At 63.9% G+C, this 23629-nt stretch carries 24 protein-coding genes, 4 tRNA genes and 1 riboswitch; of the genes, 14 read left to right on the plus strand and 14 right to left on the minus strand.

Annotated features, from left to right (window positions below; genetic code table 11):
• Positions 1–85: 85 nt before the first annotated feature.
• The 10 genes from CLU94_RS05910 to glyA all read right to left on the minus strand — a co-directional run bounded on the left by CLU94_RS05910 (position 86) and on the right by glyA (position 11348).
• Complete coding sequence (locus tag CLU94_RS05910) at positions 86–721, minus strand: riboflavin synthase (protein WP_034786589.1); 636 nt, start codon at positions 719–721, stop codon at positions 86–88.
• A gap of 30 nt (positions 722–751) precedes the next feature.
• Positions 752–1825: a bifunctional diaminohydroxyphosphoribosylaminopyrimidine deaminase/5-amino-6-(5-phosphoribosylamino)uracil reductase RibD gene (ribD, locus tag CLU94_RS05915; RefSeq protein WP_180278811.1), complete on the minus strand. Its 1074-nt coding sequence runs from the start codon at positions 1823–1825 to the stop codon at positions 752–754.
• Between the two features lie 76 nt (positions 1826–1901).
• On the minus strand, positions 1902–2513 hold the full coding sequence (locus tag CLU94_RS05920) for a GspH/FimT family protein (RefSeq protein ID WP_373610648.1): 612 nt from the start codon (positions 2511–2513) through the stop codon (positions 1902–1904).
• Positions 2514–2555: 42 nt separating this feature from the next.
• Positions 2556–3059: a type IV pilin protein gene (locus tag CLU94_RS05925; RefSeq protein WP_306558295.1), complete on the minus strand. Its 504-nt coding sequence runs from the start codon at positions 3057–3059 to the stop codon at positions 2556–2558.
• Positions 3060–3116: 57 nt separating this feature from the next.
• Positions 3117–6965 carry a pilus assembly protein gene (locus tag CLU94_RS05930; protein WP_180278602.1) on the minus strand — a complete coding sequence of 1283 codons (3849 nt, stop codon included), beginning with the start codon at positions 6963–6965 and terminating at the stop codon, positions 3117–3119.
• A 92-nt stretch (positions 6966–7057) separates the two neighbouring features.
• Entirely contained in the window at positions 7058–7687 is a 630-nt protein-coding gene (locus CLU94_RS05935) for a pilus assembly PilX family protein (protein ID WP_257218691.1), read from the minus strand.
• Between the two features lie 39 nt (positions 7688–7726).
• Positions 7727–8686, minus strand: coding sequence for a PilW family protein (locus CLU94_RS05940; protein WP_099664970.1), 960 nt, complete (start codon positions 8684–8686; stop codon positions 7727–7729).
• A complete protein-coding gene (gene pilV / locus CLU94_RS05945; protein WP_257218692.1) occupies positions 8683–9273 on the minus strand; it encodes a type IV pilus modification protein PilV in 591 nt (196 codons plus the stop codon). Before pilV ends, CLU94_RS05940 begins: the two co-directional genes overlap by 4 nt.
• Before the next feature lie 221 nt (positions 9274–9494).
• Complete coding sequence (nrdR, locus tag CLU94_RS05950) at positions 9495–9956, minus strand: transcriptional regulator NrdR (RefSeq protein WP_077401309.1); 462 nt, start codon at positions 9954–9956, stop codon at positions 9495–9497.
• A 144-nt stretch (positions 9957–10100) separates the two neighbouring features.
• A complete protein-coding gene (gene glyA / locus CLU94_RS05955; RefSeq protein ID WP_034786580.1) occupies positions 10101–11348 on the minus strand; it encodes a serine hydroxymethyltransferase in 1248 nt (415 codons plus the stop codon).
• Positions 11349–11459: 111 nt separating this feature from the next.
• Positions 11460–11584: riboswitch (ZMP/ZTP riboswitch) on the minus strand.
• Between the two features lie 314 nt (positions 11585–11898).
• Between glyA and ybgC the strand changes: the two genes are divergently transcribed.
• The 11 genes from ybgC to CLU94_RS06005 all read left to right on the plus strand — a co-directional run bounded on the left by ybgC (position 11899) and on the right by CLU94_RS06005 (position 18320).
• Entirely contained in the window at positions 11899–12300 is a 402-nt protein-coding gene (ybgC, locus tag CLU94_RS05960) for a tol-pal system-associated acyl-CoA thioesterase (protein WP_046682324.1), read from the plus strand.
• Positions 12301–12347: 47 nt separating this feature from the next.
• Entirely contained in the window at positions 12348–13037 is a 690-nt protein-coding gene (tolQ, locus tag CLU94_RS05965) for a protein TolQ (RefSeq protein ID WP_034759183.1), read from the plus strand.
• Between the two features lie 15 nt (positions 13038–13052).
• Complete coding sequence (locus CLU94_RS05970; protein ID WP_223278896.1) at positions 13053–13493, plus strand: ExbD/TolR family protein; 441 nt, start codon at positions 13053–13055, stop codon at positions 13491–13493.
• A gap of 48 nt (positions 13494–13541) precedes the next feature.
• Positions 13542–14558: a cell envelope integrity protein TolA gene (gene tolA, locus CLU94_RS05975; protein WP_099664972.1), complete on the plus strand. Its 1017-nt coding sequence runs from the start codon at positions 13542–13544 to the stop codon at positions 14556–14558.
• Positions 14559–14563: 5 nt separating this feature from the next.
• Positions 14564–15832, plus strand: a complete 1269-nt coding sequence (tolB, locus tag CLU94_RS05980; RefSeq protein ID WP_369811619.1) for a Tol-Pal system beta propeller repeat protein TolB — start codon at positions 14564–14566, stop codon at positions 15830–15832.
• 43 nt (positions 15833–15875) lie between these two features.
• A complete protein-coding gene (pal, locus tag CLU94_RS05985; protein WP_034786578.1) occupies positions 15876–16397 on the plus strand; it encodes a peptidoglycan-associated lipoprotein Pal in 522 nt (173 codons plus the stop codon).
• 134 nt (positions 16398–16531) lie between these two features.
• Complete coding sequence (gene ybgF, locus CLU94_RS05990; protein WP_099664974.1) at positions 16532–17290, plus strand: tol-pal system protein YbgF; 759 nt, start codon at positions 16532–16534, stop codon at positions 17288–17290.
• Between the two features lie 67 nt (positions 17291–17357).
• Positions 17358–17433, plus strand: a tRNA-Lys gene (locus tag CLU94_RS05995).
• 89 nt (positions 17434–17522) lie between these two features.
• Positions 17523–17598 (plus strand) — tRNA-Lys (locus CLU94_RS06000).
• 143 nt (positions 17599–17741) lie between these two features.
• Positions 17742–17945: a type II toxin-antitoxin system RelB family antitoxin gene (gene relB / locus CLU94_RS27940; protein WP_143451356.1), complete on the plus strand. Its 204-nt coding sequence runs from the start codon at positions 17742–17744 to the stop codon at positions 17943–17945.
• A 69-nt stretch (positions 17946–18014) separates the two neighbouring features.
• On the plus strand, positions 18015–18320 hold the full coding sequence (locus CLU94_RS06005; RefSeq protein WP_257218693.1) for a type II toxin-antitoxin system RelE/ParE family toxin: 306 nt from the start codon (positions 18015–18017) through the stop codon (positions 18318–18320).
• Between the two features lie 34 nt (positions 18321–18354).
• Here the strand turns inward: CLU94_RS06005 and CLU94_RS06010 are convergent, their stop codons facing one another.
• Together CLU94_RS06010 and CLU94_RS06015 are read right to left on the minus strand one after the other, a co-directional pair.
• Positions 18355–19485 (minus strand): acyltransferase family protein, encoded by a 1131-nt coding sequence (locus tag CLU94_RS06010; protein ID WP_099664975.1) that lies wholly within the window; start codon positions 19483–19485, stop codon positions 18355–18357.
• Positions 19486–19607: 122 nt separating this feature from the next.
• Positions 19608–19949, minus strand: a complete 342-nt coding sequence (locus CLU94_RS06015; RefSeq protein WP_099668182.1) for an ArsR/SmtB family transcription factor — start codon at positions 19947–19949, stop codon at positions 19608–19610.
• Positions 19950–20055: 106 nt separating this feature from the next.
• Here CLU94_RS06015 and CLU94_RS06020 point away from each other — a divergent pair, with 106 nt between their 5' ends.
• Entirely contained in the window at positions 20056–21144 is a 1089-nt protein-coding gene (locus CLU94_RS06020) for an NADH:flavin oxidoreductase/NADH oxidase (protein ID WP_099664976.1), read from the plus strand.
• Here the strand turns inward: CLU94_RS06020 and CLU94_RS06025 are convergent.
• Positions 21138–22625, minus strand: coding sequence for an MDR family MFS transporter (locus tag CLU94_RS06025; RefSeq protein WP_257218694.1), 1488 nt, complete (start codon positions 22623–22625; stop codon positions 21138–21140). The genes CLU94_RS06020 and CLU94_RS06025 overlap by 7 nt on opposite strands.
• Positions 22622–23080, minus strand: coding sequence for a MarR family winged helix-turn-helix transcriptional regulator (locus CLU94_RS06030; protein ID WP_099664977.1), 459 nt, complete (start codon positions 23078–23080; stop codon positions 22622–22624). The genes CLU94_RS06025 and CLU94_RS06030 overlap by 4 nt, the downstream gene beginning before the upstream one ends.
• A gap of 130 nt (positions 23081–23210) precedes the next feature.
• On the opposite strand from CLU94_RS06030, the gene CLU94_RS06035 reads away from it, so the two are divergent.
• Positions 23211–23286 (plus strand) — tRNA-Lys (locus CLU94_RS06035).
• Positions 23287–23357: 71 nt separating this feature from the next.
• A tRNA-Lys gene (locus tag CLU94_RS06040) sits at positions 23358–23433 on the plus strand.
• Positions 23434–23629 lie beyond the last annotated feature (196 nt).

Consider the following 23629-nt stretch of genomic DNA (forward strand, 5'->3'; position numbering starts at 1 on the left):
GCGGAAAGCTTCATAGTATGCGCGTCTGCAAGAAAAGCAACACACGCCTGGCAAGGCGGCTGTGTTGCCCTGTTCAGCTTTTATATCAGGCAGCGGCCTTGTCCAGCGACAGCATGCGCTCGACATAGCGGGCGATCAGGTCGATTTCCAGGTTGACCTTGCCATCCACCGTCAAGTGTTTCAAGGTCGTCATGGCGATCGTGTGCGGGATCAGGTTGATCGAGAAGCGGCAGCCGTTGACGGCGCCCGCGCCCAGGTCTTCCACGCGGTTGACGGTCAACGACACGCCATTGACGACGACGGAACCCTTGAAGGCCAGGTATTTCGCCAGTTCGTGCGGCGCTTCGATCACCAATTCCCACGATTCGCCCACGGCTTCGAACTTGCGCACGATGCCCAGGCCGTCGACGTGGCCGGACACCAGGTGGCCGCCCAGGCGCTCGGCCAGGGTCAGGGCTTTTTCCAGGTTCACTTCCGTGGTGGTATCGAGGCCCACGGTGCAATTGAGGCTTTCACGCGAGACATCGACGGCAAAACCCGTGTCCGACTTTTCCACCACCGTCATGCAGGCGCCATTGATGGCGATCGAATCGCCCAGGGCCACATCGGCCAGCGGCAAACCGCCCGCGTGAATATTCAGGCGCACGCCTGCATCGAGGCCGCCGTCGAGCGGTTGCACGGTTTCAATCTTGCCGATGGCGGCAACAATTCCTGTAAACATGGAGCTAACCTTATAAAAAGTGTAAATCTATTAAGTACGCTGGGCGAATCTTGCAAGGATACGCACATCTTCGCCCACTTGCTGAACCTGGTGAAATTGCAAAGTGCGCTGCTGCTTGATATCCGTCAAGGCGGGCAAGGCAAACATGCCTTGCGCATCGCCCAGCAAGGTGGGCGCCAGGTAGACCAGCAGCTCGTCGACGCAACCTTCGCGGATCAGCGAACCGTTCAGTTTGGCGCCTGCCTCGACGTGGACTTCATTGATTTGCCGGCGTCCCAGTTCCAGCATCAGCGCGGCCAGGTCGACCTTGCCGGCCGCGTTCGGCAACAGGATGACTTCGGCACCCAGCGCCTGCAGTTGCGCCTGTTTCTCCGGGTTGGCGACGGCCGCCACGACCCACGTGCCGCCGCCCTGCAGGATGCGCGCGTCGAGGCTGATGTCGAGCCGGCTGTCGACGACGATGCGGCGCGGCTGACGCGGCGTCTCGACGGCGCGCACGTTCAGTTGCGGGTCGTCCGCCTTGACCGTGCCGATGCCCGTCAGGATGGCGCAGGCGCGCGCGCGCCAGGCGTGGCCGTCGGCGCGCGCTGCCGGCCCCGTGATCCACTGGCTCTGGCCATTGTGCAAGGCCGTCATGCCGTCCAGGCTGGCCGCCGTTTTCAGGCGCACCCACGGCTTGCCGCGCTGCATGCGCGAAAAGAAGCCGATATTCATTTCATGCGCCTCGTCGGCCAGCACATCCGTCGTGACGGCAATGCCGGCCGCTTCCAGCTTGGCCAGCCCCTGCCCCGCCACCAGCGGATTCGGATCCGTCATGGCAGCCACGACGCGGCCCAGCCCCGCGCGCACGAGCGCATCGGAGCATGGCGGCGTGCGGCCATGGTGGTTGCACGGTTCCAGGGTGACATAGGCCGTGGCGCCGCGCACATCGTTGCCGCGCGCCGCCGCATTGGCCAAGGCTTGCACCTCGGCATGATCCTGCCCGGCCGCCTGCGTCACGCCGGCGCCGATCACCTGGCCATCCTTGACGATCACGCAGCCGATGCGGGGATTGGGCGAGGTCGTGTACAAACCGCGCGCCGCCCATTCCAGCGCCAGGCGCATGCCATCGATATCGTTGAGTATTTCCACGGGCTTCTTTGATAGTGAGTGATAAATGAGTCGGATTAAATGAGTCGGATTACGAACTATCGGCCACGCCGCTGCAATTGGCCGCTTGCTGCTGCGGGTCGCACACGCGCACCCTGCCCAGCATATTGATTTTAATATGGCGCACCTGCTTTCCCAAAGCCAGGGACAAGGTCCCCCAGCGCGCCGCTAGGCTATTGGTCGCGCTGCAACTGCGGCCTGCGCCATTGTAGGCGATATAAAACGGCACCGTGGCCGACGAAAACGCGAACTGGGCCGTGATGCCCTCCGGCAGCGGCCCCTGGCGGAACAGCAATTCGTCATCGCCATCGAACGCCAGGTTGGCATTGCGGTCGATGAATGCCAGCCAGCCCGTGCGCCAATCCACGCCACCGGGCCCGGCCGGCATCAGCAGCACGCGCTGCCCCCGCGCCATCGCCTGCGCCCGCGTCAATTCGATGGCCGAGAACAAGTCCGTGGCCGCCGCCCGCACCTGCTGGCGCGCCAGCACCTGCTGCAGACTGGGCATGGCGGCGGCCGCCAGCAGCGCGGCAATCGCCAGCACGGCCAGCAATTCGAGCAAGGTATGCCCCGCCCGGCGTGGCTGCTTGCGCGAACGGACAAACCAGGGCCGGCCGCAGGAAGGCGAAAGGCGGCATGACAGTGAATCCCCCCTGCATCGTGCCCGCGCCAGCGCAACCATGGCCTAGGGCCAGCAATGGCTGGCGGGACCGCTGCTGCCGCGCTGGCCCGTGCTGTTCAAGGACAGGACGCCGCAATCGGCATCCTGGAATTGCGCATCGACCTTGGCCGTGCCCGGCATGGCCCGCAACAGCACGCATTGCCCGATAGTCGCGCCGGGGCAGGCCAGCGCCTCGATTTCATACGCGCTGCCGGTAGCCGGTCCTTCGCCGGACCACCAGGGAAACTGCTGCGCCTGCGGCGCGGGCGACGCCGAGGAAAAGGCCAGATAGTGATTGTTTTGCGAATAATAGCGCTCCTGCTGCTGCATCAGGCGCAGCAGGGCCGCCTGCCCCTGCACCCGCTTGGCGCGCACGACATGGCCGTGATAAGCGGGCGCGGCCAGCGCCAGCAGCAGGCTCACGATCGCCAGCACGGCCAGCAGTTCGATCAGGCTGAAGCCCGGCGGGTTGGCAGCAAAAGCGCCTCCGTTTGCAGTACGCCAGTTCCGCCTTGCCAACATCCCCATGCGATTTCCCCCTTTCCAAACAGCCCCAGCCGATACGCTGCGCCGGCCTGGCCATGCCTATTTTTTCTTGGCCTCCTCGTGCAATTCGCGCCAGTTCACCACTTCACGCCAGCTGAGGCGCCGGGCCGGCAGCGGTGCGCTGACGACCTTGAGCGCCGCCCCGCTGGCTGCGCCGGGCAAGCCCGGTTGCAGCACGGCCAGCTCCTTGCGCCCCTCGGCCCGCCCTGCCGCCATCGGGGCGCCCACAGTGCTGTTCAGTTCGAGCGCTACTGGCGGCGCGCGCGCCAGGCCATCGAACAAGCGCCCTGTCTCTTCGCCCGCCTGCACGACACCGGCGCCATCGGCGGCAAAACCGCTCAGCACATCGAGCACGTACAGGCGCGTGGCCGGCTTGGCGCAAGGGTCGCGCCCCGGCAAGACGGTGTTGAAGATCACCTTGCCGGTAGCCAATACGGGACTGCTGATGCTGCGCTCGCCCGTTTGTCCAGTATTGAGAAAATCGAGGTACCAGCCGCGCATGGCGTCGCTGCCCGTATAGCGCAGCTCGGCGCCGTCGACGCGCACGCCGCCCGCCGCCTCGCCCAGGCTGCGCTGCTCCAGGTCGGCCCGGCTGCGCGTGGAAGACGACTCCCGCACATCGTCGTGCACGGCATAAAACGACTGCGACAGGAAGGCGGAAGGCCAGGTATCGGCCGCTTCGACCAACTTGCCCGTGCCGAACAGCAGCACATAGCCGCCGCCGGGCGCGTAGGCCACGCTCAGTTGCTGCGTCACGGGCTGGCGCCGGCCCTGTGCATCGCGCGCGACAAAGACGAGCTTGCGTCCCTGCCCCTCCTTCCACGGCAGCCCGCCAGCCATGTCGAGGCGCCAGATATTGCCCTGCAAATCGCCCGCATACATATACGCCAGCGCGCCGTCGCTGCCCGGCACCACGGCGGGCGGACCCAGCGCCCGGGGCATGGCGTCCACATCCGCATCAACGTTCGCGTCCACATCAGCGTCATGGCCGCCGCCGCTGGCCACGGGCACCTTAAGGCGGAAGTAATTACTTCCCAACACCCAGGGCGTGCCGGGCGCCTTGTCCAGCGCCAGCAGGAAGATGGCGGCGGCCGACGCGGGCGCCGTCGTGTCCTTGCCATCGCTCACATGGTTGTTGTAGCCGCTGGCGACGATGGCAAAGTCGCGGTAGGCCGGCGCGCCCTCCTTGCCACCCATATTGATGCGGGCGAAGGCGGGCGGCGCGCGCACATTGCCCATCAGCCTGTCGTCGCGGTCCGTAAATTCCCACAGCGCCCCGTCTTGCGCGAAGCGGGCCGGGTCGGTGATGTCGAGCGCAAACACGCCCTGCGCCCCGCCGCCCATGCCCGACACCAGCACCGTCTTCCAATGCCCCAGCGCCAGCACTTCCGCCGTGGCCGCCGCGCCGTCGAGCAGCGGGCCGGAGCTGTAGTGAGTGCTCGCAGCGGCTGGCGCAAGGTGCAGCAGCGCTTGCGGCAGATAGGCAAACAATTCGCTGCCCGTGCGCGCATCGAAGGCATGCAGCAAGCCGTCGCTGGCGCCCAGGTACAGCATTTTGCGCCGCTGCAGCAGCGCCTGGCGGTGCAAGCCATAGCCGGTACCCGGCATGCCCAGCCCGGGCGCGCCCACGTACACGAGATTGCCGTATGGCGCCGCGCCCAGGCTGCCTGACCTGCGCCGCAGGAAACCGCCTGGCTGGCCCACCTCGTGCGTGCGCTGGCCCAGCAGGTACGCCAGGCGCGCCTCGCCCCGGCCATCGCCACTGTCGAATGCGCCGCGCTGCGCTGCGTCGAGGCGGTTCCAGGCCAGCGGCATCAGGCTGCCCTGGGCGTCGAGCGTGTAGACGGGACGCAAGAACGCGGGCGCGCCATCCGGCACGGGCTTGTCCTGTCCGCCGGCAATCCACCATGGCTTGCCGGGAAGCAATGCGCCATCGGCCCCCACGGCAAACGCGGTGCGCGACAAGGTCATGCCGCCATCGGCCAGGCGCAGCTGCGTCTGGAACCAGTATGCCTCTTCCGTGCCGGTGGCCAGCGCCATCAGGGCCGGTCCTGCGAGCGCCGCCGGCAAGGTGCCCTTATCGGCTGCCGCGAAGGCTGCGCGCAGTCCCGCGATCAGGGCGGCCGGATCGCTGCCGGGCAAGTAATGACCGGGCCAGCGGCCATCGAGGCTCCATTCATCCAGCGCGCCGCCCGTCGCGCTCTTGAAGGGGTTGGCGTCGCCATTCGCATCGAGAAAGCCGCCATACTTGGACGCCAGCAGCAAGGGAGTGGCGGCAGATTCGCCGGCCGGATCGCCCTGGCGCAAGTCGCCCGCATAGTGCTCGACCTTTGCGCCGCCGTCGTTCTTGCCGCCGGGACGCAGGGCCTGCACGTGCGACCAGTAGGCCAGGCCCGCCGCATGGTAGCTGGCGCCACTCGCCCCGTCGGCCAGCAATTCCAGCGCCGCCAGCTCCGGCCGTGGCGCGGGATTGCCGGGCATGCCGCCGCTTTCCAGGCTGCCCACCGCATGCGTCCAGGCCATCGCATCGAACGGCGGCGGCGCAAAACTGTCCGGCGCGCGGGCGCGGTCGCCGGATGCGGCAGGAGTGACCGGGACATTGCCGGGCACGTAACGATCGCCCGCCATGCCCGCATCGCCGAGGCTGACGACGATGTGCCGCTGGCAACTGGCCGTTTGCGGGTCGCTCCATTGGGTCACGACCGGCAAGCCGTCGTCGATGGCAGGCGGGGCCGTGGCAGGCGGCACCGGGGCGCTCGCTTGCCGTCCCTGCAGGTAGCGCAGCGATTCGTACAGCAATTCGGCCAGCGGCGCCGCCCTGGCGTACGCGCCAGGATGCCCCGCATTGCCGCGGCCCAGGCCATTGATGTAAGCGGTCACCCCGCCGCCAAGGCCCGCGCCCTGGGCCGCAGCTTCGGCCATAAATACGCCGGTGGCGGGATTCCACTCGGTGCCGGCATTGTCTTGCGGCAAATAGTCGGGCGCCGTCCAGCGCTGCCTGCCCACGTGGGCCAGCGGCGCGCGCAGCACGCCGCCATACACGGGGCCGGCGCTGGCGGGCACGCCGTTCAAATGGCCAAACACGCCCACGCGCACCCTGCCGCCATGGCGCTGCACGGCGCCCACCGGCTTGTAGTTCTTGCCATACGCCAGGCACAAGTCGTCGCGCAGCGGCCCCTCGTCAGCGTCGCACACGCGCACGCGCGCGAGGAACACCCCGTGCGTAGCAGCAAGGCCAGGCGCATCGCAAGTGCCGCCCGCAGACTGGCCAAGGCTGGCGTCGCCGAACAGCAGGCGGTTGCGGCAGGACACGATGGCCAGTTGCGCCAGCGCAAATGGCGTCGCCGCCGCCACGCCGGCCTGCAAGACCTTGCGCGGGAAAAAGACGGGGTGGGCAAAAAAGTCGATGGGGCTGCCGGCATCAGGCAGGTAGGCGCGCTGCAGCACCGTCTTGCGCACTTCGTCGATGACGCGGTCGCCGCCCGTCAGCGCATAGCGGACGAGGTCGAGCATGCTGGTGCTGGCCCAGTTGAGAAAGTTGCCGCTGAAACTATCGCCGCCGCAACCGTGCAGCGCATCGGCCGGTTTCAGCACGGAGAAGTAAGCGGTCGCTACGCGCAAGTCCGGCAACATGACGCCATCCTTGCTGCGATACGGATAGCTGTAGCACATGCGCGCATGAAAATACCCTGCGTACTCGCGCTGCGGCGCATACTCGCCGCCATGCGCGGCAGCGGCTGCCGCATGCGTGAAGGACAGGTTGAGCAACAGATTCGGCGGCACCCTGGCGCCGTGCAAGCCCGCGTCGGCCCGTGCCAGCGTCACCGGCGGGACGGCGGCGGCAAGGGCGCCGCCGCAACAGAGGCTGGCCAGACAGGCCAACAGCATCAGCCAGACGCAGCCGGCATGCCGCCGGGCAGACCGCAAAGCAGGCCACAAAGTGGACGGCAAAGTGGGCGGCAAGATGAACCACGACGCCCTCATGGCCCCGCTCCCGCCGCCTGCTTGCGGTAATAGCTTTGCAGCACGACTTGCGTGCTTTCCTGCGCGCCAAAACCGATGGCCGTGATGCGGTACACATAGCTTTCCGTGGCCAGGCCGCCGGCCGCTGCCGTGGCCTGCGCGCCGGGCGGGTGAAACGGCAGCAGTTCGATAAGGTAGCGGGGCCGGCGCGACGGCAGGAATCCCTGCCCCGTCTGCATGACGGCGCCCGTAAACTGGCCATACGACACGGCGCGGCTGCTTCCTTCTGCGCCATCGAGGTCCATGCTCAACCAGAGGGCCGGCGCCTCCGGGGCCGCGGGCAGGCACAGGCCCAGCGCGCCTCCCTCGCCGCAGCCGTCCGCGAACCCGGCCGCACTGCCTGGTGCGAAGAGGCTGCTGCGTCCCGGCGCGCCGGGCAAGCCTTCGAGATCGTTTTGCGCATCCATCAATGCCTCCTCCGCCGCCTGGAACGCGATCTGCCGGTCGCGCTCGCCGCGTGCCGCCTTTTCCCCCTGCAAGGCCATCTGCGCCGCCGATATGCCCAGCAACAAGATGATCACCAGCAGGCACAGCACATACACGAGGGTGGCGCCGCCGCATCGCGCACGAAGTGGGCGCCAAGGCACGCAACAGCGGACGCCCGCGCCAGCCATCGCGCCGCCCGCCTAGGCCGGCCCGTTGCGCAGCATGATGCTCGTCTGCACCAGTTGCCGCAGCCGCGAACGCGTCGCGGCAGGCAAGGATGCGCGCGCAATGCGCACGCCCGTGTCGCCGGCGCCATGCGCCTCGGCATACGCCTTGCCGAACAGGTCGAACTGCGCCGGCCCCAGTTCCGCCATCTTGTCGGCCTGTCCCGCCTCGCCATGCAGCAACAGCGCCACACGCACGCTGGCCACGCGTTTCCAGTGCGTGCGCCGTTGAAAATCGCGCTGGCGCGCAGCCGCGTCCGCCCCCTCCAGCAGCAGCGCCGCATCGTAGGCGTCGAGCGCGCTGGCATTGACATAGCGGTTCGCCACGCCGTCAGGCGGCGTATCCGTGTCGAGGCCATACAGCACCTGGAAAGCATCGACGCCACGGATGACGGCGTCCGCGCCCCAGCCGTTCGCGCCCCGGTATTTGCAGCGCAGCTCGCCTTCGCCATCGGCGCCCTGCGCCACGTAGAAAATGCTCCAGCCCCGCTGCGCCTCCGTTTGCGCGGCGCCCACGCCGAAGCCGGCGCAATTGAGCACGGAACCGTCGCCGCCCTCTTCCTTGCCGGCGCCGTAATAGCGCAAGGCCAGCACGTCGCTGCCATGCAGGGCGCCGGGCAGCGCGCCGCTGATGCCGTCGCTGTTCTTGCCCAGGCTGCGCGCGTCGAGACCGGCGATATTCGCGCTGTCGTAATCCGCATGGGCGACGGGCGCGGCGCTGCTGTCCCAATTCACATACGCCGTCTGGCGCACGGCGCGGGCGATGGCGTCGAGCGCATAGCGGGCGTTGTCATCCAGGCGAGCGCTGGCGGACTGGTCGCCATAGCTGCCGCTGGCCGCCAGCAGCACGCTACTGGCGGCCAGCATCAACAGCGCACCCAGCGACAGGGCCACCAGCAATTCGACCAGGCTCATGCCACGATGCCCGCCGTTCATGCACCGCCCCCGCCCAGCTGGAATGCCAGCCTGGGCAGCGACTCGCCTGCCGCATTCACGGCGGGCGAGCCATCGGGCAGGCGGCCGCGCCAGCCCAGCTTGATAACGATGGGCGCCCCCTTGCCGCCGCTGCACGCCCACTGCAAGCCCTGGGCGGCGGCATCCCACGCGGCAAGGTCGCGGCAGATGCGCAGGCGCGCGCCGGGCAAGGCCGCATGCAGCCCTTGCTTCCATTCGGCGATGTCGAATTGCGCCAGCTCGGCCGCGCCGCAGGCGGCAGCGCCAAGACAGTCCGGCGCGCCACCGCCAGCTTCGGCGCCGTCCGCCGCCGCGTAGGCCACATTCAGGTAGGGATTGCCCGCATCGGGGCCATTCATGAGCACGTTATTCGCGCGCATGCGCTCGGCCATGCCGGCGGCCAGTTGCACGCCTGCCGACAGCAGCGCCGACTCGTGGCGCGCGCGCAGGGCGTTCAATTGCAGGATGCTGGCGCCCAGCAGGCCCAGCGCCAACAGCAGCAGCGACACCAGCACTTCGACGAGGCTGCTGCCACCCGCAGGAAACATAGTGCGACCGTCCTTGTGCATGCGCTACTCCCTTCCGCAGAAAGAGCCGCAGGAACAGGCGGCCCAGCTACAAGATAGGCGCGCGCAAAAACCCGCGTCTGCGCTAGCGCAAACAGGACGATGATAAGTCGAGAAGAACGGCGGTGGGATTGATCAGACCGCTTGCCAGGCAAGCGCTGGCATGGTGAACACGGGGCGCAGGAGCGGCCCCATTGTCGGCAAAGTGAATGTCCGGGTAAGCGTCAGGGCTTGCGCGCCTGGCCCACTTCGGCGATCGCGTCCTGGAACTCTGCCAAGTCTTCGAAATTCTTGTAGACGGAGGCAAAGCGGATGTAGGCGATCTTGTCCAGGCGCTTGAGTTCCTGCATGACGAGTTCGCCGATATAGCCGGATTCGACTTCGCGCAAGCCGCTGGTAAGCAGCTTTTCCTGGATGGACGCGATGGCCGTATCCACAGAGGCGGCCGCGACGGGACGCTTACGCAAGGCCAGCATCAAACTGCCGCGCAACTTATCCGCAGCGAACTCCGTCCGGCTGCCATTCTTTTTGACGACGGCCGGCATGATAAGTTCAATGCGTTCGTACGTGGTAAAACGCTTGTCGCATTTGCCGCAGCGGCGGCGGCGCCGAATGGCATCCCCTTCCTCCGATACGCGCGTATCGAGAACCTGGGTGTCGCCGTGCTGGCAAAATGGACATTTCATGGGCTGGCTACAACTTTATAGTAATAATTACGGGAAATCGCCGCCCTTGTACAAAGGGCGCCCGAATCACTCCGGGCGCCCTTGGGCACGACTGGAATGTGTCATACAGAATCTTACTCCGTATGACACATTCTGGACAAATAATTATGCTGCGTACACAGGGTGCGCGTCGGCCAGTACTTTCACGGCCGCTTTCACGCGCTCGATGGTGGCGGCGTCATGCGGATTGTCCAGCACGTCGGCGATCAGGTTGCCCACTTCTTCCGCTTGCGCTTCCTTGAAACCGCGCGTCGTCATCGCCGGGCTGCCCAGGCGGATGCCCGAGGTGACGAAGGGTTTTTGCGGGTCGTTCGGGATGCCGTTCTTGTTGCAGGTGATGTGCGCGGAACCGAGGATGGCTTCGGCTTCCTTGCCCGTCAGGTTCTTGGCGCGCAGGTCGACCAGCATGACGTGCGATTCGGTGCCGCCGGACACGATGCGCAGGCCGCGCTTGATCAGGGTTTTCGCCAGCACGTCGGCGTTCTTGATCACTTGCTTCTGGTATTCGACGAATTCAGGGCTCAGCGCTTCCTTGAAGGCGACGGCCTTGCCGGCGATCACGTGCATCAGCGGGCCGCCCTGGATACCAGGGAAGATGGCCGAGTTGATGGCTTTTTCGTGTTCGGCCTTCATCAGGATGATGCCGCCGCGCGGGCCGCGCAACGATTTGTGCGTGGTCGAGGTGACGAAGTCGGCGAACGGCACCGGGTTCGGGTACAGGCCGGCGGCGATCAAGCCGGCGTAGTGGGCCATGTCGACCATGAAGTAGGCGCCCACTTCCTTGGCGATCTTGCTGAAGCGTTCGAAGTCGATCTTTTTCGAGAATGCCGACGCGCCGGCGATGATCAGCTTTGGCTTGCGTTCGCGGGCCAGACGTTCCATTGCCTCGTAGTCGATGTCTTCTTCCGCCGTCAAGCCGTAGGAAACGACGTCAAACCATTTGCCGGACATGTTCAGCGGCATGCCGTGGGTCAGGTGACCGCCTTCGGCCAGCGACATACCCATGATCAGGTCGCCTGGTTTCAACATGGCGAAGAACACGCCCTGATTCGCCTGCGAGCCGGAGTTCGGCTGCACGTTTGCGCATTCGGCGCCAAACAGCTGTTTCACGCGGTCGATGGCCAGTTGCTCGGCCACGTCGACGTATTCGCAGCCGCCGTAGTAACGCTTGCCCGGGTAGCCTTCCGCGTACTTGTTCGTCAGCTGCGAGCCTTGCGCTTCCATTACGGCTGGCGACGTGTAGTTTTCCGACGCGATCAGTTCGATGTGGTCGTGCTGGCGCGTGTTCTCTTTTTGAATGACGGCGAACAATTCAGGATCGACGTTGGCGAGGTTGTGATCTTTTGCAAACATGTAAAAACTCCAAGTATGAGGGTGCTTGTACTGGCAGGTTGGATCGAATGAGGGGAGCCGGCGTTAAGTGAATAACAACATTGGACAGGCAGCCTCTTCGTGCTTTTCCATAGTGGCTACCCAGGCGAACGGCTGATGAAAAATCTCACGTTTCCCGGTGGGTGTCCACCTTTCGCCGGTTTGCCGACCGCCATTCATGGAGATCGCCCGACTTTTCGCCAGTCACGTGAGACGTAATGGAAGTCAAATTGTAAGTTAAGTACCCAAATTGAGCAAGGAATGCAACCGTGTGGCTATAATCGCCGCGCGCCATCGCAGCCCGGGTGCGGCCACAGGCCGCCCCGGGGATGGCCGCGGCTTTTAAGCTGGGCTTAAACCTGGCCATGGCATGTAAGCGTATGTTACGAAGCTTGCCATTGCACACGCCGGATTTACAATGCTGCGGTGCAACTTATATGCAGCTTTTGCATGGCTTTCCAGCAAGCGCCCACAGTCACAAGAAGAAAAATCGCGTAAAATGTTGCTCAATCTCACTACTGGCGCAATAAACATGCCTTCAGTCTTTACCTGGAACGTACGTGTCTACTATGAAGACACCGACGCCGGCGGCATCGTCTATTACGCTAACTACCTGAAATTCTTCGAGCGCGCGCGCACCGAATGGCTGCGCGCCATCGACGTGGGCCAGCAGGAATTGCTGGAACAGCATGACGCGATGTTCGTTGTCAAAAGCGTCAACGCCGACTATCATGCGCCAGCCAGGCTCGATGACACGGTAAGATTAACCTTAAGCATAGAAAAAATGGGGCGTGCCTCCATCGTTTTCCTGCAACAAGCCTGGTGCGGCGACCGCCTGCTCAACACGGCCCGCGTCAAGATCGGCTGCGTCGATTCGGCACTGCGCCCGCGCGCCGTGCCTGATGCAGTAGCGGCCCGCATGCGCGCCGCCTGAGCCCTACCCGCCACCTCCGGACAATTCACCCAACAGACTGCCAGCCAATGAACGTTACACAAGATCTTTCTTTCCTCGCGCTCATCTCCAATGCCCATTTGATCGTGCAACTGATCATGGCCCTGCTGCTGCTGATTTCCCTGACCAGCTGGACCTACATTTTCCGCAAGATGTTTGCCGTGCGCCAGGCGCGCAAGCAAACCATCGAATTCGAACGCAGCTTCTGGGCTGGCGGCAACCTGCATGCGCTGCACCAGAACGCCAGCGGCAACCGCGACCAGAGCGGCGCGCTGGCCCGCATCTTCGACGCCGGCATGGGCGAATTCATCAAGGGCAAGGCTTCCTACGGTTCGCGCGAAGCGCTGGACGTCGGCGCCGTGCTCGACGGCGCACGCCGCGCCATGCGCGCCGCCTTCCAGCGTGAAATGGACGTGCTCGAATCGCACCTGGCCTTCCTCGCGTCCGTCGGCTCCGTCTCGCCGTACATCGGCCTGCTCGGTACCGTCTGGGGCATCATGAACGCCTTCCGCGGCCTGGCCAACGTGCAGCAAGCCACCCTGGCCGCCGTCGCGCCCGGCATTGCCGAAGCGCTGATCGCCACCGCCATCGGCCTGTTCGCGGCCATTCCCGCCGTCGTCGCCTACAACCGTTTTTCGCATGACATCGACCGCCTGGCGATCCGCTTCGAGAGCTTCGTCGAGGAATTCTCCAACATCTTGCAGCGCCAGTCGCGCTAAGAGGGAGCAAGGTCCATGGGTTCCTCCTTTAATAGTGGCGGCATGCGCGGTGGCCGTGGCCGCAAGTTCAAGTCCGAGATCAACGTCGTGCCGTATATCGACGTGATGCTGGTGCTGCTGATCATTTTCATGGTGATGCCGTCGTCGAACAATCCCAGCGTGGTGAACTTGCCCAACGCGGAAAAGTCGGCGAAACCGCCCGATGACTATATTCAGATCGTGCTGAAGCCGAATGGTTCGCTGTCGATCGGCGTCATCGGCAAGGAACAGCTGTCGCCGGAAACGGAACCGAACCGCGACGCCCTGCTGCGCAAGCTGCGCGGTTTGCACGAGAGCAATCCCGACTATCCCGTGATGATCGCGGGCGACAAGGAAAGCAAGTACGACGATGTGATCCAGCTCATTTCGGAAGCGAAAAAGATGGGCATTACCCGCGTCGGCCTGGCCACCAAGTAAGCGCAGCACCCTGTTTCCAGACTTGACCGTTTTTAGATAGACTAGACTTTGCAGACCAAACAAATCGACCATGTACTCGGCAAGCCATACAGCGTGCCGCGCGAACGCAGCCGCTGGCCCTCGCTGGGCCTGGCGCTGGCGATGCACCTTGGCCTGCTGTTTTTCCTGTGGGTGGGCGTACACTGGCAAAATACGGAACCTGTCGCCGTCGAAGCGGAAGTATGGGACCTGAAAGTGCAGACGGCCGCGCCGCCGCCCGAAGTGGCGACGGAACCGGAACCGACACCGGCGCCGCCGGAACCGCAAGTGGAACAGCCGGCCCCGCCGCCGCCACCGCCCGTGGCCGCGCCCGAGCCGAAGGTCGACCTGCGCGAGGCGGAGATCGCCCTCGAGCGCAAGAAGGCCAAGCTGAAGGAAGAAAAAGAGAAAGCGGCAGCGGAAGAACGCCGCAAGCAGGAATTGAAGGAACGCGAGGAAGAAAAGCGCGAACTGGAAAAACAGAAGCAGAAAGAAAAAGACAAGGCTGAAAAGCTGGAAAAAGAAAAGGCCGACAAGCTGGAGAAAGCCAAGCAAGCCAAAGAGAAAGAAAAAGCGGCGGAAGAAAAAGCCGAGAAAGAACTGTCCGATAAAAAAGCGGCGGCCGAAAAAGCGGCCAAGGCGAAAAAAGCGGCGGCTGAAAAAGCGGCCGCCGACAAATTGCGTGCCGATGACATGAAGCGGATGATGGCGCAGGCAGGCAATGGCACAACAGGTACGGCCGCGAAAGCGACCGCGCCACGCAAGGACAGCGGCTATGTCGCTGCCCTGACGAGCAAGATCAAGAGCAATATCGCGTACAGCGGTAGCACGGACGTGCCGGGCAACCCGCGCGCCGTGTTCAAGATCGAGCAACTGCCAACTGGGGAAATTATTTCGGTCCGAAAGATTAAAAGTAGCGGCCTGCCGGCGTATGACAGCTCGGTGGAAAACGCCATTAATAAATCGTCGCCACTGCCGAAGAAAAAAGACGGCACCGTGGAACGCGAGATTGAACTCATATTCGAGATGAAGGATTTGCCTAAATGATGACCATGAAAAAAATGAGCTATGTCGTGCTCTGCGCCGGCCTGATGCTGGGAGCCTCCGGCGCCCAGGCGCAGCTGCGCGTGGAGATTACGGGGATCGGCAGCAACCAGATCCCGGTGGCTGTCGCCAGCTTCGTCAATGAATCGGCGGCGCCGCAGTCGCTGTCGGGCATTATCAAGGCCGACCTGGCGCGCAGCGGCGTGTTCAAGCTGATCGACGCCGATGCGCCCGTGTCGGAAACGGCGCCCGTCAGCTACGAGCAGTGGAAATCGCGCGGCGCCGACGCCCTGGCGGCCGGCACCGTGCAAAGCATGGCCGATGGCCGCCTGGACGTGCGCTACAAGCTGTTCGATACCATCAAGGGCGCCCAGATCTCCAGCATGAACAATGCGGCCGCGCCGCAATTCAACCGCTTGCTGGCGCACAAGATCGCCGACGACATCTATGAAAAGTTGACGGGCGTCAAAGGCGCGTTCGCCACGCGCATCGCCTACGTCACGCAATCGGGCCGCGAATACCGCCTAGAAGTGGCCGACGCCGATGGCGAAGGCATCCAGGTCGCCCTGCGTTCGAACGAGCCGATCATTTCGCCGTCGTGGTCGCCGGACGGCACCAAGGTCGCGTATGTGTCGTTCGAAAAGAAAAAGCCCATCGTCTACGTGCAAAACCTGGTGACGCGCCAGCGCACCATCGTGTCGAATGAAAAAGGCAGCAACTCGGCGCCGAGCTGGAGCCCGGACGGCTCGCGCCTGGCCGTGGCCCTGTCGCGCGACGGCCATACCCAGGTCTACACCGTCAATGCCGACGGCAGCGGCTTGCGCCGCGTCAGCACCAGCAGCGGCATCGATACGGAACCCCAATTCTCGGCCGATGGCCAAAGCATTTATTTCACCAGCGATCGTAGCGGCGGACCACAAATCTACCGCATGTCGACCAGCGGTGGCGAAGCCAAGCGCGTGACGTTTGGCGGCTCCTACAACATCAGCCCGCGGATTTCGTCCGACGGGAAGACACTCGCTTATATTTCCCGTCGCGACGGCAATTTCCAGCTCTACGCGCTCGACCTGGCTAGTGGCCAGGAACTGCGCCTGTCGGACACCGCCAACGACGAATCACCGAGCTTTTCGCCCAACGGGAAATATATCATGTACGCGACCGAATCCGGACGACGCAAGTCGCTGGCAGTGGTATCGGTGGATGGCCGCGTCAAACAGCGTTTGACTACGCAAGCTGGCAATATCAAGGAGCCCACCTGGGGTCCTTTTATGAAGTAAATGCTGTACAGTTTCACCTTTAACCATGACCCGGAGAATAAAAATGAGTAACTTTAAAAGTTTGGCTTTCATCGCCGCTACCGCAGCCCTGCTGTCCGCCTGCAGCACCCCAGTCAAAGTAGCAGAGACCCCAGTGGTTGAGCGCGCTCCTGAAAAAGTCGTCGCTCCAGTTGACACCCGTCAAGTTCAGCCAGTAACGACCGCATCGGTCGATCCACTGGACGATCCAAAAGGCGTGCTGGCTAACCGCAGCATCTACTTCGACTTCGACAAATACGTCGTGCGCGAAGCGGACACCCCAGTCGTGCAAAACCACGCTGGCTACCTGGTGAAAACGCCTAGCCGCAAGATCCTGATCCAAGGTAACACCGATGAACGCGGTGGCGCTGAGTACAACCTGGCCCTGGGCCAGAAACGTGCTGAAGCCGTGCGCAAGTCGATGGCAGCCCTGGGCGTGCCAGAAGGCCAAATGGAAGCCGTGTCGCTGGGCAAAGAAAAGCCTAAAGCTCAAGGCAGCAACGAAGCAGCATGGGCAGAAAACCGCCGCGCTGACATCGTTTATTGATGTTCAGGGGTGAGCGCGGCAGCATTGACGCTTACCTAACTGGCCAGTCATAGGCATAATAATGGGGCGCAGCGCGGTGATTCACCGCCCGGCGCCCCGTTTGCATGTTTGCGTAACTTTTGAAAGCCCGACTCATGATGACATTCTCGAAAGCCGGCGTCGCCGCCGCCTTGATGGCCGCGTTTGCCTACCTGCCCCTGCACGCCAACGCCGCCCTGTTCGATGACGACGAAGCACGCAAGGCCATCCTCGAGCTGCGCGCCAAGGTCGACGCCATGGCGCGCGACCTGAACAGCCGCATCGACGCCAAGGCGGACAAGACCAGCACCTTGAGCCTGCTCAACCAGCACGACCAGACCATGCAAGAGATCGCCCGCCTGCGCGGCCAGATCGAAGTACTGGGCAACGACCTGGCAAACACGCAAAAGCGCCAGAAGGATTTCTACACCGATATCGATGCGCGCCTGCGCAAGCTCGAACCGCGCCAGGTCACCATCGATGGCCAGGAAGCGGCCGTGGGCGTGTCCGAGCAAAGCGCGTACGAATCCGCGTTCGGCCTGTTCAAGTCCGGCGACTACAAGGGCGCCGTGACGGCCCTGGACGGCTTCGTGAAACGCTATCCGGAATCGGCCTACGCGGCCAACGCGCAATACTGGCTGGGCAACGCCTATTACGCCCAGCGCGACTGCAAGAGCGCCATCACGGCCCAGCAGGCCGTGCTGAAACACTACCCGGACAGCCCGAAAGCGCCCGACGCCATGCTCAACATCGCCAGCTGCTACACGGAGCTGAAAGACAAGCCGAACGCGACCAAGACGCTGAACGCCCTGATCTCGCGCTACCCGGACTCCAGCGCGGCCCAGGCCGCCAAGGAACGGGGCGGCAAAAAGTAAAAGCGGGGAAAAAGTTGCCCGTTAGGTTTGACAGAATCCCGGGCACCCCCTATAATCTTTCTTCTTCGGGTCGTTAGCTCAGCTGGTAGAGCAGCGGACTTTTAATCCGTTGGTCGCAGGTTCGAATCCCGCACGGCCTACCACGAATACGCAGTACTGATCTGCTTGCGAGTTGTTATAGCAAGCATTTTTTTACGGCACAGTGTTACCGAAGTTGTTGTAAAAAGTTTTTGGGTCGTTAGCTCAGCTGGTAGAGCAGCGGACTTTTAATCCGTTGGTCGCAGGTTCGAATCCCGCACGGCCTACCAAATACTACAGAGAAGCCAACCGTTCGCGGTTGGCTTTTTTGTTTTCGGCAGCATCACCTGCACGGGATGCGACCGCTGACGCAAATCAAACACCCTGCCACCTGCGATGCGCCTCTGTCGAACTGTCGTATAATCAGGCAATCATGAACGACCCCCTACCCTCGACCACGTCCGCATTTGAGACAGCGGAAGCAGCCGAAACCTATGACCACTGGTTTCGCGCCAAGGTATTGTCATCACTAAATGATGACCGCCCTGTCCATCCACATGCAGCGGTCATGGCGCAACTGAAGAAAATCGTCGCAGCCCAGCCTGATGACCATGCTGCCGATTCGATGGAAGGCTAACAACGCCTAACAAAACCGTAGCGAGCGGAAGTAAGTTGTGGTTGAGAAGCGCAACTGTACGAAGGTACAGTGAGCATCGCAGACCGCAAATTACGACGCGCAGTAGGTTTTGACAGGTGTTCTAAAGCGCAGGAAGATTTGACCGCGATCCTCACTTACATCGCGCAGCGCAACCCGCCAGCAGCACTTCAGCTTTACAACGACATCGACAACGCCATCTCCCAACTTCCAAATCATCCTCATTTATACCGGACCGGAAGAGTTGCCGGCACGCGGGAACTGGTTGCTCACCCAAACTATGTCGTCGTATATCGCGTTGAGGCAAGCGCAATAGAAATTCTTGCCGTCATGCATACACGGCAACTATACCCCTGAACCTCTCCCCTCCCCGCATACCGGAAACCAGTCGTTAACGCGACACCAGCGCCGGCCTCCCGGCCAGATGCGCCACCACGCTGCCCATCGCCCGCCCCAGCGGCACCTCCACCCAGCGGCAAAACGCGGCACCGGCCGCCAGGCTGGCGCCCCAGGCCGTCAGCATGCCCAGCGCCTGCCACTCCGGCTCAAGCGGGACATAGCTGATAAACAGCGCATTGACCAGCAGGCTGACGGGAAAGTGGACGAGAAACACGGCATACGAGATACGTCCCAGGGTGTTGATGACGTTCCAGGCGCCGCCCTGGGACGGCGTGCGGGCGCGGCCGAACAGGAACAGGGCACAGGCGACGATCAGTGCCAGCGCGATGCGGCTGCGGTAGTCGACGGCCAGGGCCAGCAGGACGGGCACGGCGGCCATGGCCATGAGCGCGGTCATGGCGCCGGGTTTGCGGGCCGGATCGCTGGCCCACCAGGCCAGCATGCCGAGACCGTAGCTGCCGAAGAAATACGGCGCCCAATTGTCCCAGCCCGCGTCGAGATTGAAATACAGCAAGGAAAAGGTGATGCCCACGGTGACGGCCAGCGGCATCAGCCAATGCCCGCGCCGCTGGCCCGCCAGGCGGCCGCCCAGCCACAGCAGCGCTACCGTCAGCAAATACAGCTGGAAATCGATGGCCACGTACCAGGCGCCGGCCGACAGCGACTCATAGCCGAGCACGCCGTGCAGCAGCAAGGCATGGGCACTCAGCTGGCCCAGGGTGACGGCGGCCGACATGGAATCGTGCAGCATCCAGATGCCGGCCACGGGCGTGACGATGGCCGCGAGCAAGGTGGCTGCGAGGAAAGGCGGCGCCAGCTTGGCATAGCGGCGCCAGATCGCCTGCAGCGGCGTGGCAATGCCGGGGCGGCCGGCGGGCGACAGGGATTTGGCGACGAGAAAGCCGCCGATGACGAGGAACACTTGCACGGCGATGCGCGCGCTACCGCCCAGCCAGCCTAGCAGCTCGGGCCACAGGGGTTGCACGTAGTCGGACATGGGCCCGTAAAACGCCAGGTGATGCAACACGATCAACTGCGCCGCGCCTGCCTTCAAACCATTGATCCAGCCAAACTGCGGACGATGTGCCAGGTCCGCCTGTGATACCACTGCTGCTGCCGTCATTCCCATCCCTTGCCATGCCAGGTAGTCTCGCCAGCCCATCGCGCAACAGGCGCGCGGCTGAGGATTTACCGAAAGGCCGATATCATAGCCGAGCCTGGAAAATGGCGGGGCACGGCAGGCGGCTAAACTGTCGGCTTTTCCGCCTGCGGCGGCTCGGGCGCCAAGGGCTGCTGCGCCAGGATGGCATCCAGCAAGCCGGGGAAGCGGCTCTCGATATCGGCGCGGCGCAGGGTATTCATGTGCGTCGTGCCCGCGTTTTCCGTGTAGACGAGGCCCGCTTCACGCAAGACCTTGAAATGGTGGGAAACGGTCGATTTCGGCCGTCCGCCATCAAGGTCGCCGCAAGCGGCCGCGTCGACGCGGGCCAGGTGGCGCACGATGTCGAGGCGGATGGAATCGCTCAGGGCGTACAGCACGCGCTCGAGGACGAATTCGCTGGCGGGAGGATGTTTGTGTGGGCGCATGAGCAGAATCATACAGCATGCGCTATACTAATTCCATTCTTCGAATATTTACGAACTACCGAATCAGCATTCCCTGACATTTCCACCAACAAACACAAAGGCCACCATGTCCGCCCTCTTCCAGCCCTACACCCTCAAAGGCATCACCCTGCGCAACCGCATCGCCGTGCCGCCCATGTGCCAGTACATGGCCGTCGATGGCCAGGCCAACGACTGGCATCTGTCGCACTACGCGGGCATGGCGCGCGGCGGCGCCGGCCTGGTGATCGTCGAAGCGACGGCCGTGGCGCCCGAAGGCCGCATCACGCCAGGCTGCACGGGCATCTGGAACGATGATCTGGCGCAAGCCTTCGTGCCGGTGGTAAAGGCCATCAAGGCGGCCGGCTCCGTGCCCGGCATCCAGATCGCCCACGCGGGCCGCAAGGCCAGCGCCAACCGCCCCTGGGAAGGCGACGACCATATCGCGCAAGGCGACGCGCACGGCTGGCAAACCATCGCCCCGTCCGCCATCGCCTTTGGCGGCGGCCTGCCGAAAGTGCCGCGCGCCATGGACCTCGACGATATTGCCCGCGTGAAACAGAACTTCGTCGACGCGGCCATGCGCGCCCGCGAAGTGGGCTTCGAATGGCTGGAACTGCACTTCGCCCACGGCTACCTGGCGCAAAGCTTCTTTTCCGCCCACTCGAACCAGCGCGACGATATCTATGGCGGCAGCCTGGAAAACCGCAGCCGCTTCCTGCTGGAAACATTGAAAGCCGTGCGTGAAGTGTGGCCCGAGCACCTGCCGCTGACTATCCGCTTCGGCGTGCTGGAATTCGACGGCCGCGACGAGCAAACCCTGCTCGAATCGATAGCCCTCGTGCGCCAGTTCAAGGATGCCGGCATGGATATGATCAGTGTCAGCATGGGCTTTACCATTCCCGACGTGGCGATTCCCTGGGGTCCGGCCTTCATGGGCCCGATTGCCGAGAGAGTGCGACGCGAAGCGGGCGTGCCCGTCTCGTCCGCCTGGGGCTTCGGCACGCCGGCGATTGCAGAGCGCGTCGTCAAGGAAGAACAGCTGGACGTGGTGATGGTCGGCAAGGCGCACCTGGCCAACCCGCACTGGGCATATTTTGCCGCCAAGGAACTCGGCGTGGAACGCGCCTCGTGGACCCTGCCGGCGCCCTACGCGCACTGGCTGGAACGCTACTGATCATCCTTGACCGTCGCCGGATGCCCCTCCAGGGGCAGTTCCGGCAGGAACAGCAGGAAGACCAGCCCCACCAGCAGCAGCACGGCGCCGGCGCCGAACACGCTGGCAATCGCATGGCGGTACACCTCCACCGTCTGCACGGCCGCCTGCGCGCCCAGCGCCGAAACGGCTTCCACGCCATGCTGGTGCAGCTGGCGGGCGAGGATGGCGCCGGACGCCGTCACGCCCAGCAAGCCGCCCAGCGAGCGGAAGAAGGCCAGCATGGCCGTACCCACGCCGCGGCGCGCCAGCGGCAAGGCATTTTGCACGGCGATCGTCATGTTCGGCATCACCAGCCCCAGCCCCGTGCCCAGGAAGAAGATGGCCGGCTCGATGATCCAGTAACCGCGCGACGTTTCCATGGCCCAGGCCAGCACGGCAAACGCCACGACCGCCACGGCCAGCCCCGCCACCTGCACCATCTTGTACTTGCCCGAGCGCGACAGCACCCGGCCATTGAACATCGACGACGCCACCAGCCCCACCATCATCGCCACCGTCATGACGCCCGATTCGGCGGGACTGGTGCCCATCACCAGCTGGAAGAACAGGGGAAAGAAGACGCTGGCGCCCATCAGGCCCATGAACGTCATGGCCATCACCAGGCTGGCGATATTGAAGGTGCGGTTCTCGAACAGGTCGGGCGGCAGCACGGGTTCATCCACCCGCCCCACGTGGAACGCCAGCCAGATCCCCAGCAGCACGGCGACGCCGCCGCACACCTTGATCGCCAGCGCATCCCACGGCCACTCGGTGCCGCCCAGCGCCAGCACCAGCAGCGCCGCCGTGACGGCGCCCGTCAGCAAGGCGGAGCCAAGATAGTCGATCCGGTGCGCATGCGCGGGCGCGGGTTTGCGCATGGCGCGCGCGATGATGACAAAGGCGGCCGCACCGACGGGCAGGTTGACAAAGAAAATCCAGTGCCACGACAAGGCGTCCGTGATCACGCCGCCCAGCACGGGGCCCAGCACGCTGGTGACGGCAAACACGATGGGCACCATGCCTTGCCGCTTGCCCCGCTCGGCGGGCGGCACGATGTCGCCGATGATGATTTGCGCCAGCGGCATGAAGCCGCCCGCGCCCAGGCCCTGGATGGCGCGGAAGATGATCAGTTCCGTCATGTTCTGCGCCAGCCCGCACAGCACGGAACCGAGCAGGAAGGTCAGCAGGGCCGTGAAGATCATGGGGCGGCGGCCGTACTGGTCGGCCAGCTTGCCGTACAGGGGCATGGTGGCCGTCGAGGCCAGCACATACGCCGTCACCACCCACGACAGGTGCGCCATGCCGCCCAGGTCATCGACGATGCGCGGCAAGGCCGTCGCGACGATGCTCTGGTCCAGCGCGCCCAGGCCCAGCACGGCCATCAGGCCCAGGTAGGTGGCGCGCACTTCGCGCTCCGTCAATGGCGCCTCTGCGCCTGCGGGTATGCCGAGGCTGCTCATGCCTGGCCTATCTCGAGCAGCGGCTGCATGGCGGCGGCCAGCGCATCGACCTGCTGCGGCGTCAGGCGGGCGATGCGCCGCGCCAGCGCATCGCGGCGCCGCGCGCGCAAGGTGTCGAGGATGGCCAGGCCATGCGCGGACACGTGCAGGCCGGAACGGCGCCGGTCCTGCGGATCGGGCGCGCTGCGCTCGACGAGACCAGCCTCTTCGAGCGACTTGACCTGCGCGCTGACGGTCGGCCCGCGCACGTTCTGCAGGCGCGCCAGCGCCGCCACGCCGATGCCGGGCTGCTCGTGGATCAGCGCCAGCAGCATGTACTGCATCATCGACACGCCGCCTTCCAGCTCGCCCCCTTCGCGCTGCATCGAGCGCAGCAGGCGCTTGAACGCCGTGCGCAATTCATCGGACAACGCCAGCGCGCGTTCGGGGATGGGAAGGTCTTCGGTAGTGGGCATGGGGATATATAAATAGGTAGGCTATCTACCTATATTAGACCCTGCATGAGGGCCATGCAAGGCTTTTTTCCGCCCACACGCCACCCAGCCCTTCCCAAAACCGCCGTTGGCCGTCATAATAGCCGCCCTTGGGTCGTTAGCTCAGCTGGTAGAGCAGCGGACTTTTAATCCGTTGGTCGCAGGTTCGAATCCCGCACGGCCTACCAAGATTCAGTCGTCAGCATGGCCAGCATGTTGATACGGCACAGCGTTACCGCAGTAAGTAGTCAAAGTTTTTGGGTCGTTAGCTCAGCTGGTAGAGCAGCGGACTTTTAATCCGTTGGTCGCAGGTTCGAATCCCGCACGGCCTACCAAATACTTCAGAAAAGCCCACGAATTCCGGTTCGTGGGCTTTTTTGTTTGACAGTTCCCCTCCCCCAATTCGATACCCTCAGGATTGAGTCTACTGAATCAAACCACGATTATCTTTCCCCAGTTCATAAATACAATGGACGGCATGGCGGCACAGGCAATGCCTGCGCCCGCATCACCGCATCGTATTTGACCGAA

The sequence above is a fragment of the Janthinobacterium sp. 13 genome (genome assembly GCF_002749695.1).
Lineage (GTDB): Bacteria > Pseudomonadota > Gammaproteobacteria > Burkholderiales > Burkholderiaceae_D > Janthinobacterium > Janthinobacterium kumbetense.

Coding starts and splice junctions, on each gene's coding strand:
- CLU94_RS05925 (WP_306558295.1), bottom strand. CDS start 3,059: ATGGGGATGTTGGCAAGGCGGAACTGGCGTACTGCAAACGGAGGCGCT.
- CLU94_RS06025 (WP_257218694.1), bottom strand. CDS start 22,625: ATGAGCAGCCTCGGCATACCCGCAGGCGCAGAGGCGCCATTGACGGAG.
- CLU94_RS06010 (WP_099664975.1), bottom strand. CDS start 19,485: ATGACGGCAGCAGCAGTGGTATCACAGGCGGACCTGGCACATCGTCCG.
- pal (WP_034786578.1), top strand. CDS start 15,876: ATGAGTAACTTTAAAAGTTTGGCTTTCATCGCCGCTACCGCAGCCCTG.
- tolQ (WP_034759183.1), top strand. CDS start 12,348: ATGAACGTTACACAAGATCTTTCTTTCCTCGCGCTCATCTCCAATGCC.
- ribD (WP_180278811.1), bottom strand. CDS start 1,825: ATGCGCCTGGCGCTGGAATGGGCGGCGCGCGGTTTGTACACGACCTCG.
- CLU94_RS05930 (WP_180278602.1), bottom strand. CDS start 6,965: ATGCTGTTGGCCTGTCTGGCCAGCCTCTGTTGCGGCGGCGCCCTTGCC.
- CLU94_RS05940 (WP_099664970.1), bottom strand. CDS start 8,686: ATGAACGGCGGGCATCGTGGCATGAGCCTGGTCGAATTGCTGGTGGCC.
- ybgC (WP_046682324.1), top strand. CDS start 11,899: ATGCCTTCAGTCTTTACCTGGAACGTACGTGTCTACTATGAAGACACC.
- CLU94_RS06030 (WP_099664977.1), bottom strand. CDS start 23,080: ATGCCCACTACCGAAGACCTTCCCATCCCCGAACGCGCGCTGGCGTTG.
- CLU94_RS05970 (WP_223278896.1), top strand. CDS start 13,053: ATGGGTTCCTCCTTTAATAGTGGCGGCATGCGCGGTGGCCGTGGCCGC.
- CLU94_RS06020 (WP_099664976.1), top strand. CDS start 20,056: ATGTCCGCCCTCTTCCAGCCCTACACCCTCAAAGGCATCACCCTGCGC.
- ybgF (WP_099664974.1), top strand. CDS start 16,532: ATGATGACATTCTCGAAAGCCGGCGTCGCCGCCGCCTTGATGGCCGCG.
- tolB (WP_369811619.1), top strand. CDS start 14,564: ATGAAAAAAATGAGCTATGTCGTGCTCTGCGCCGGCCTGATGCTGGGA.
- pilV (WP_257218692.1), bottom strand. CDS start 9,273: ATGCACAAGGACGGTCGCACTATGTTTCCTGCGGGTGGCAGCAGCCTC.
- glyA (WP_034786580.1), bottom strand. CDS start 11,348: ATGTTTGCAAAAGATCACAACCTCGCCAACGTCGATCCTGAATTGTTC.
- CLU94_RS06015 (WP_099668182.1), bottom strand. CDS start 19,949: ATGCGCCCACACAAACATCCTCCCGCCAGCGAATTCGTCCTCGAGCGC.
- nrdR (WP_077401309.1), bottom strand. CDS start 9,956: ATGAAATGTCCATTTTGCCAGCACGGCGACACCCAGGTTCTCGATACG.
- CLU94_RS05910 (WP_034786589.1), bottom strand. CDS start 721: ATGTTTACAGGAATTGTTGCCGCCATCGGCAAGATTGAAACCGTGCAA.
- relB (WP_143451356.1), top strand. CDS start 17,742: ATGAACGACCCCCTACCCTCGACCACGTCCGCATTTGAGACAGCGGAA.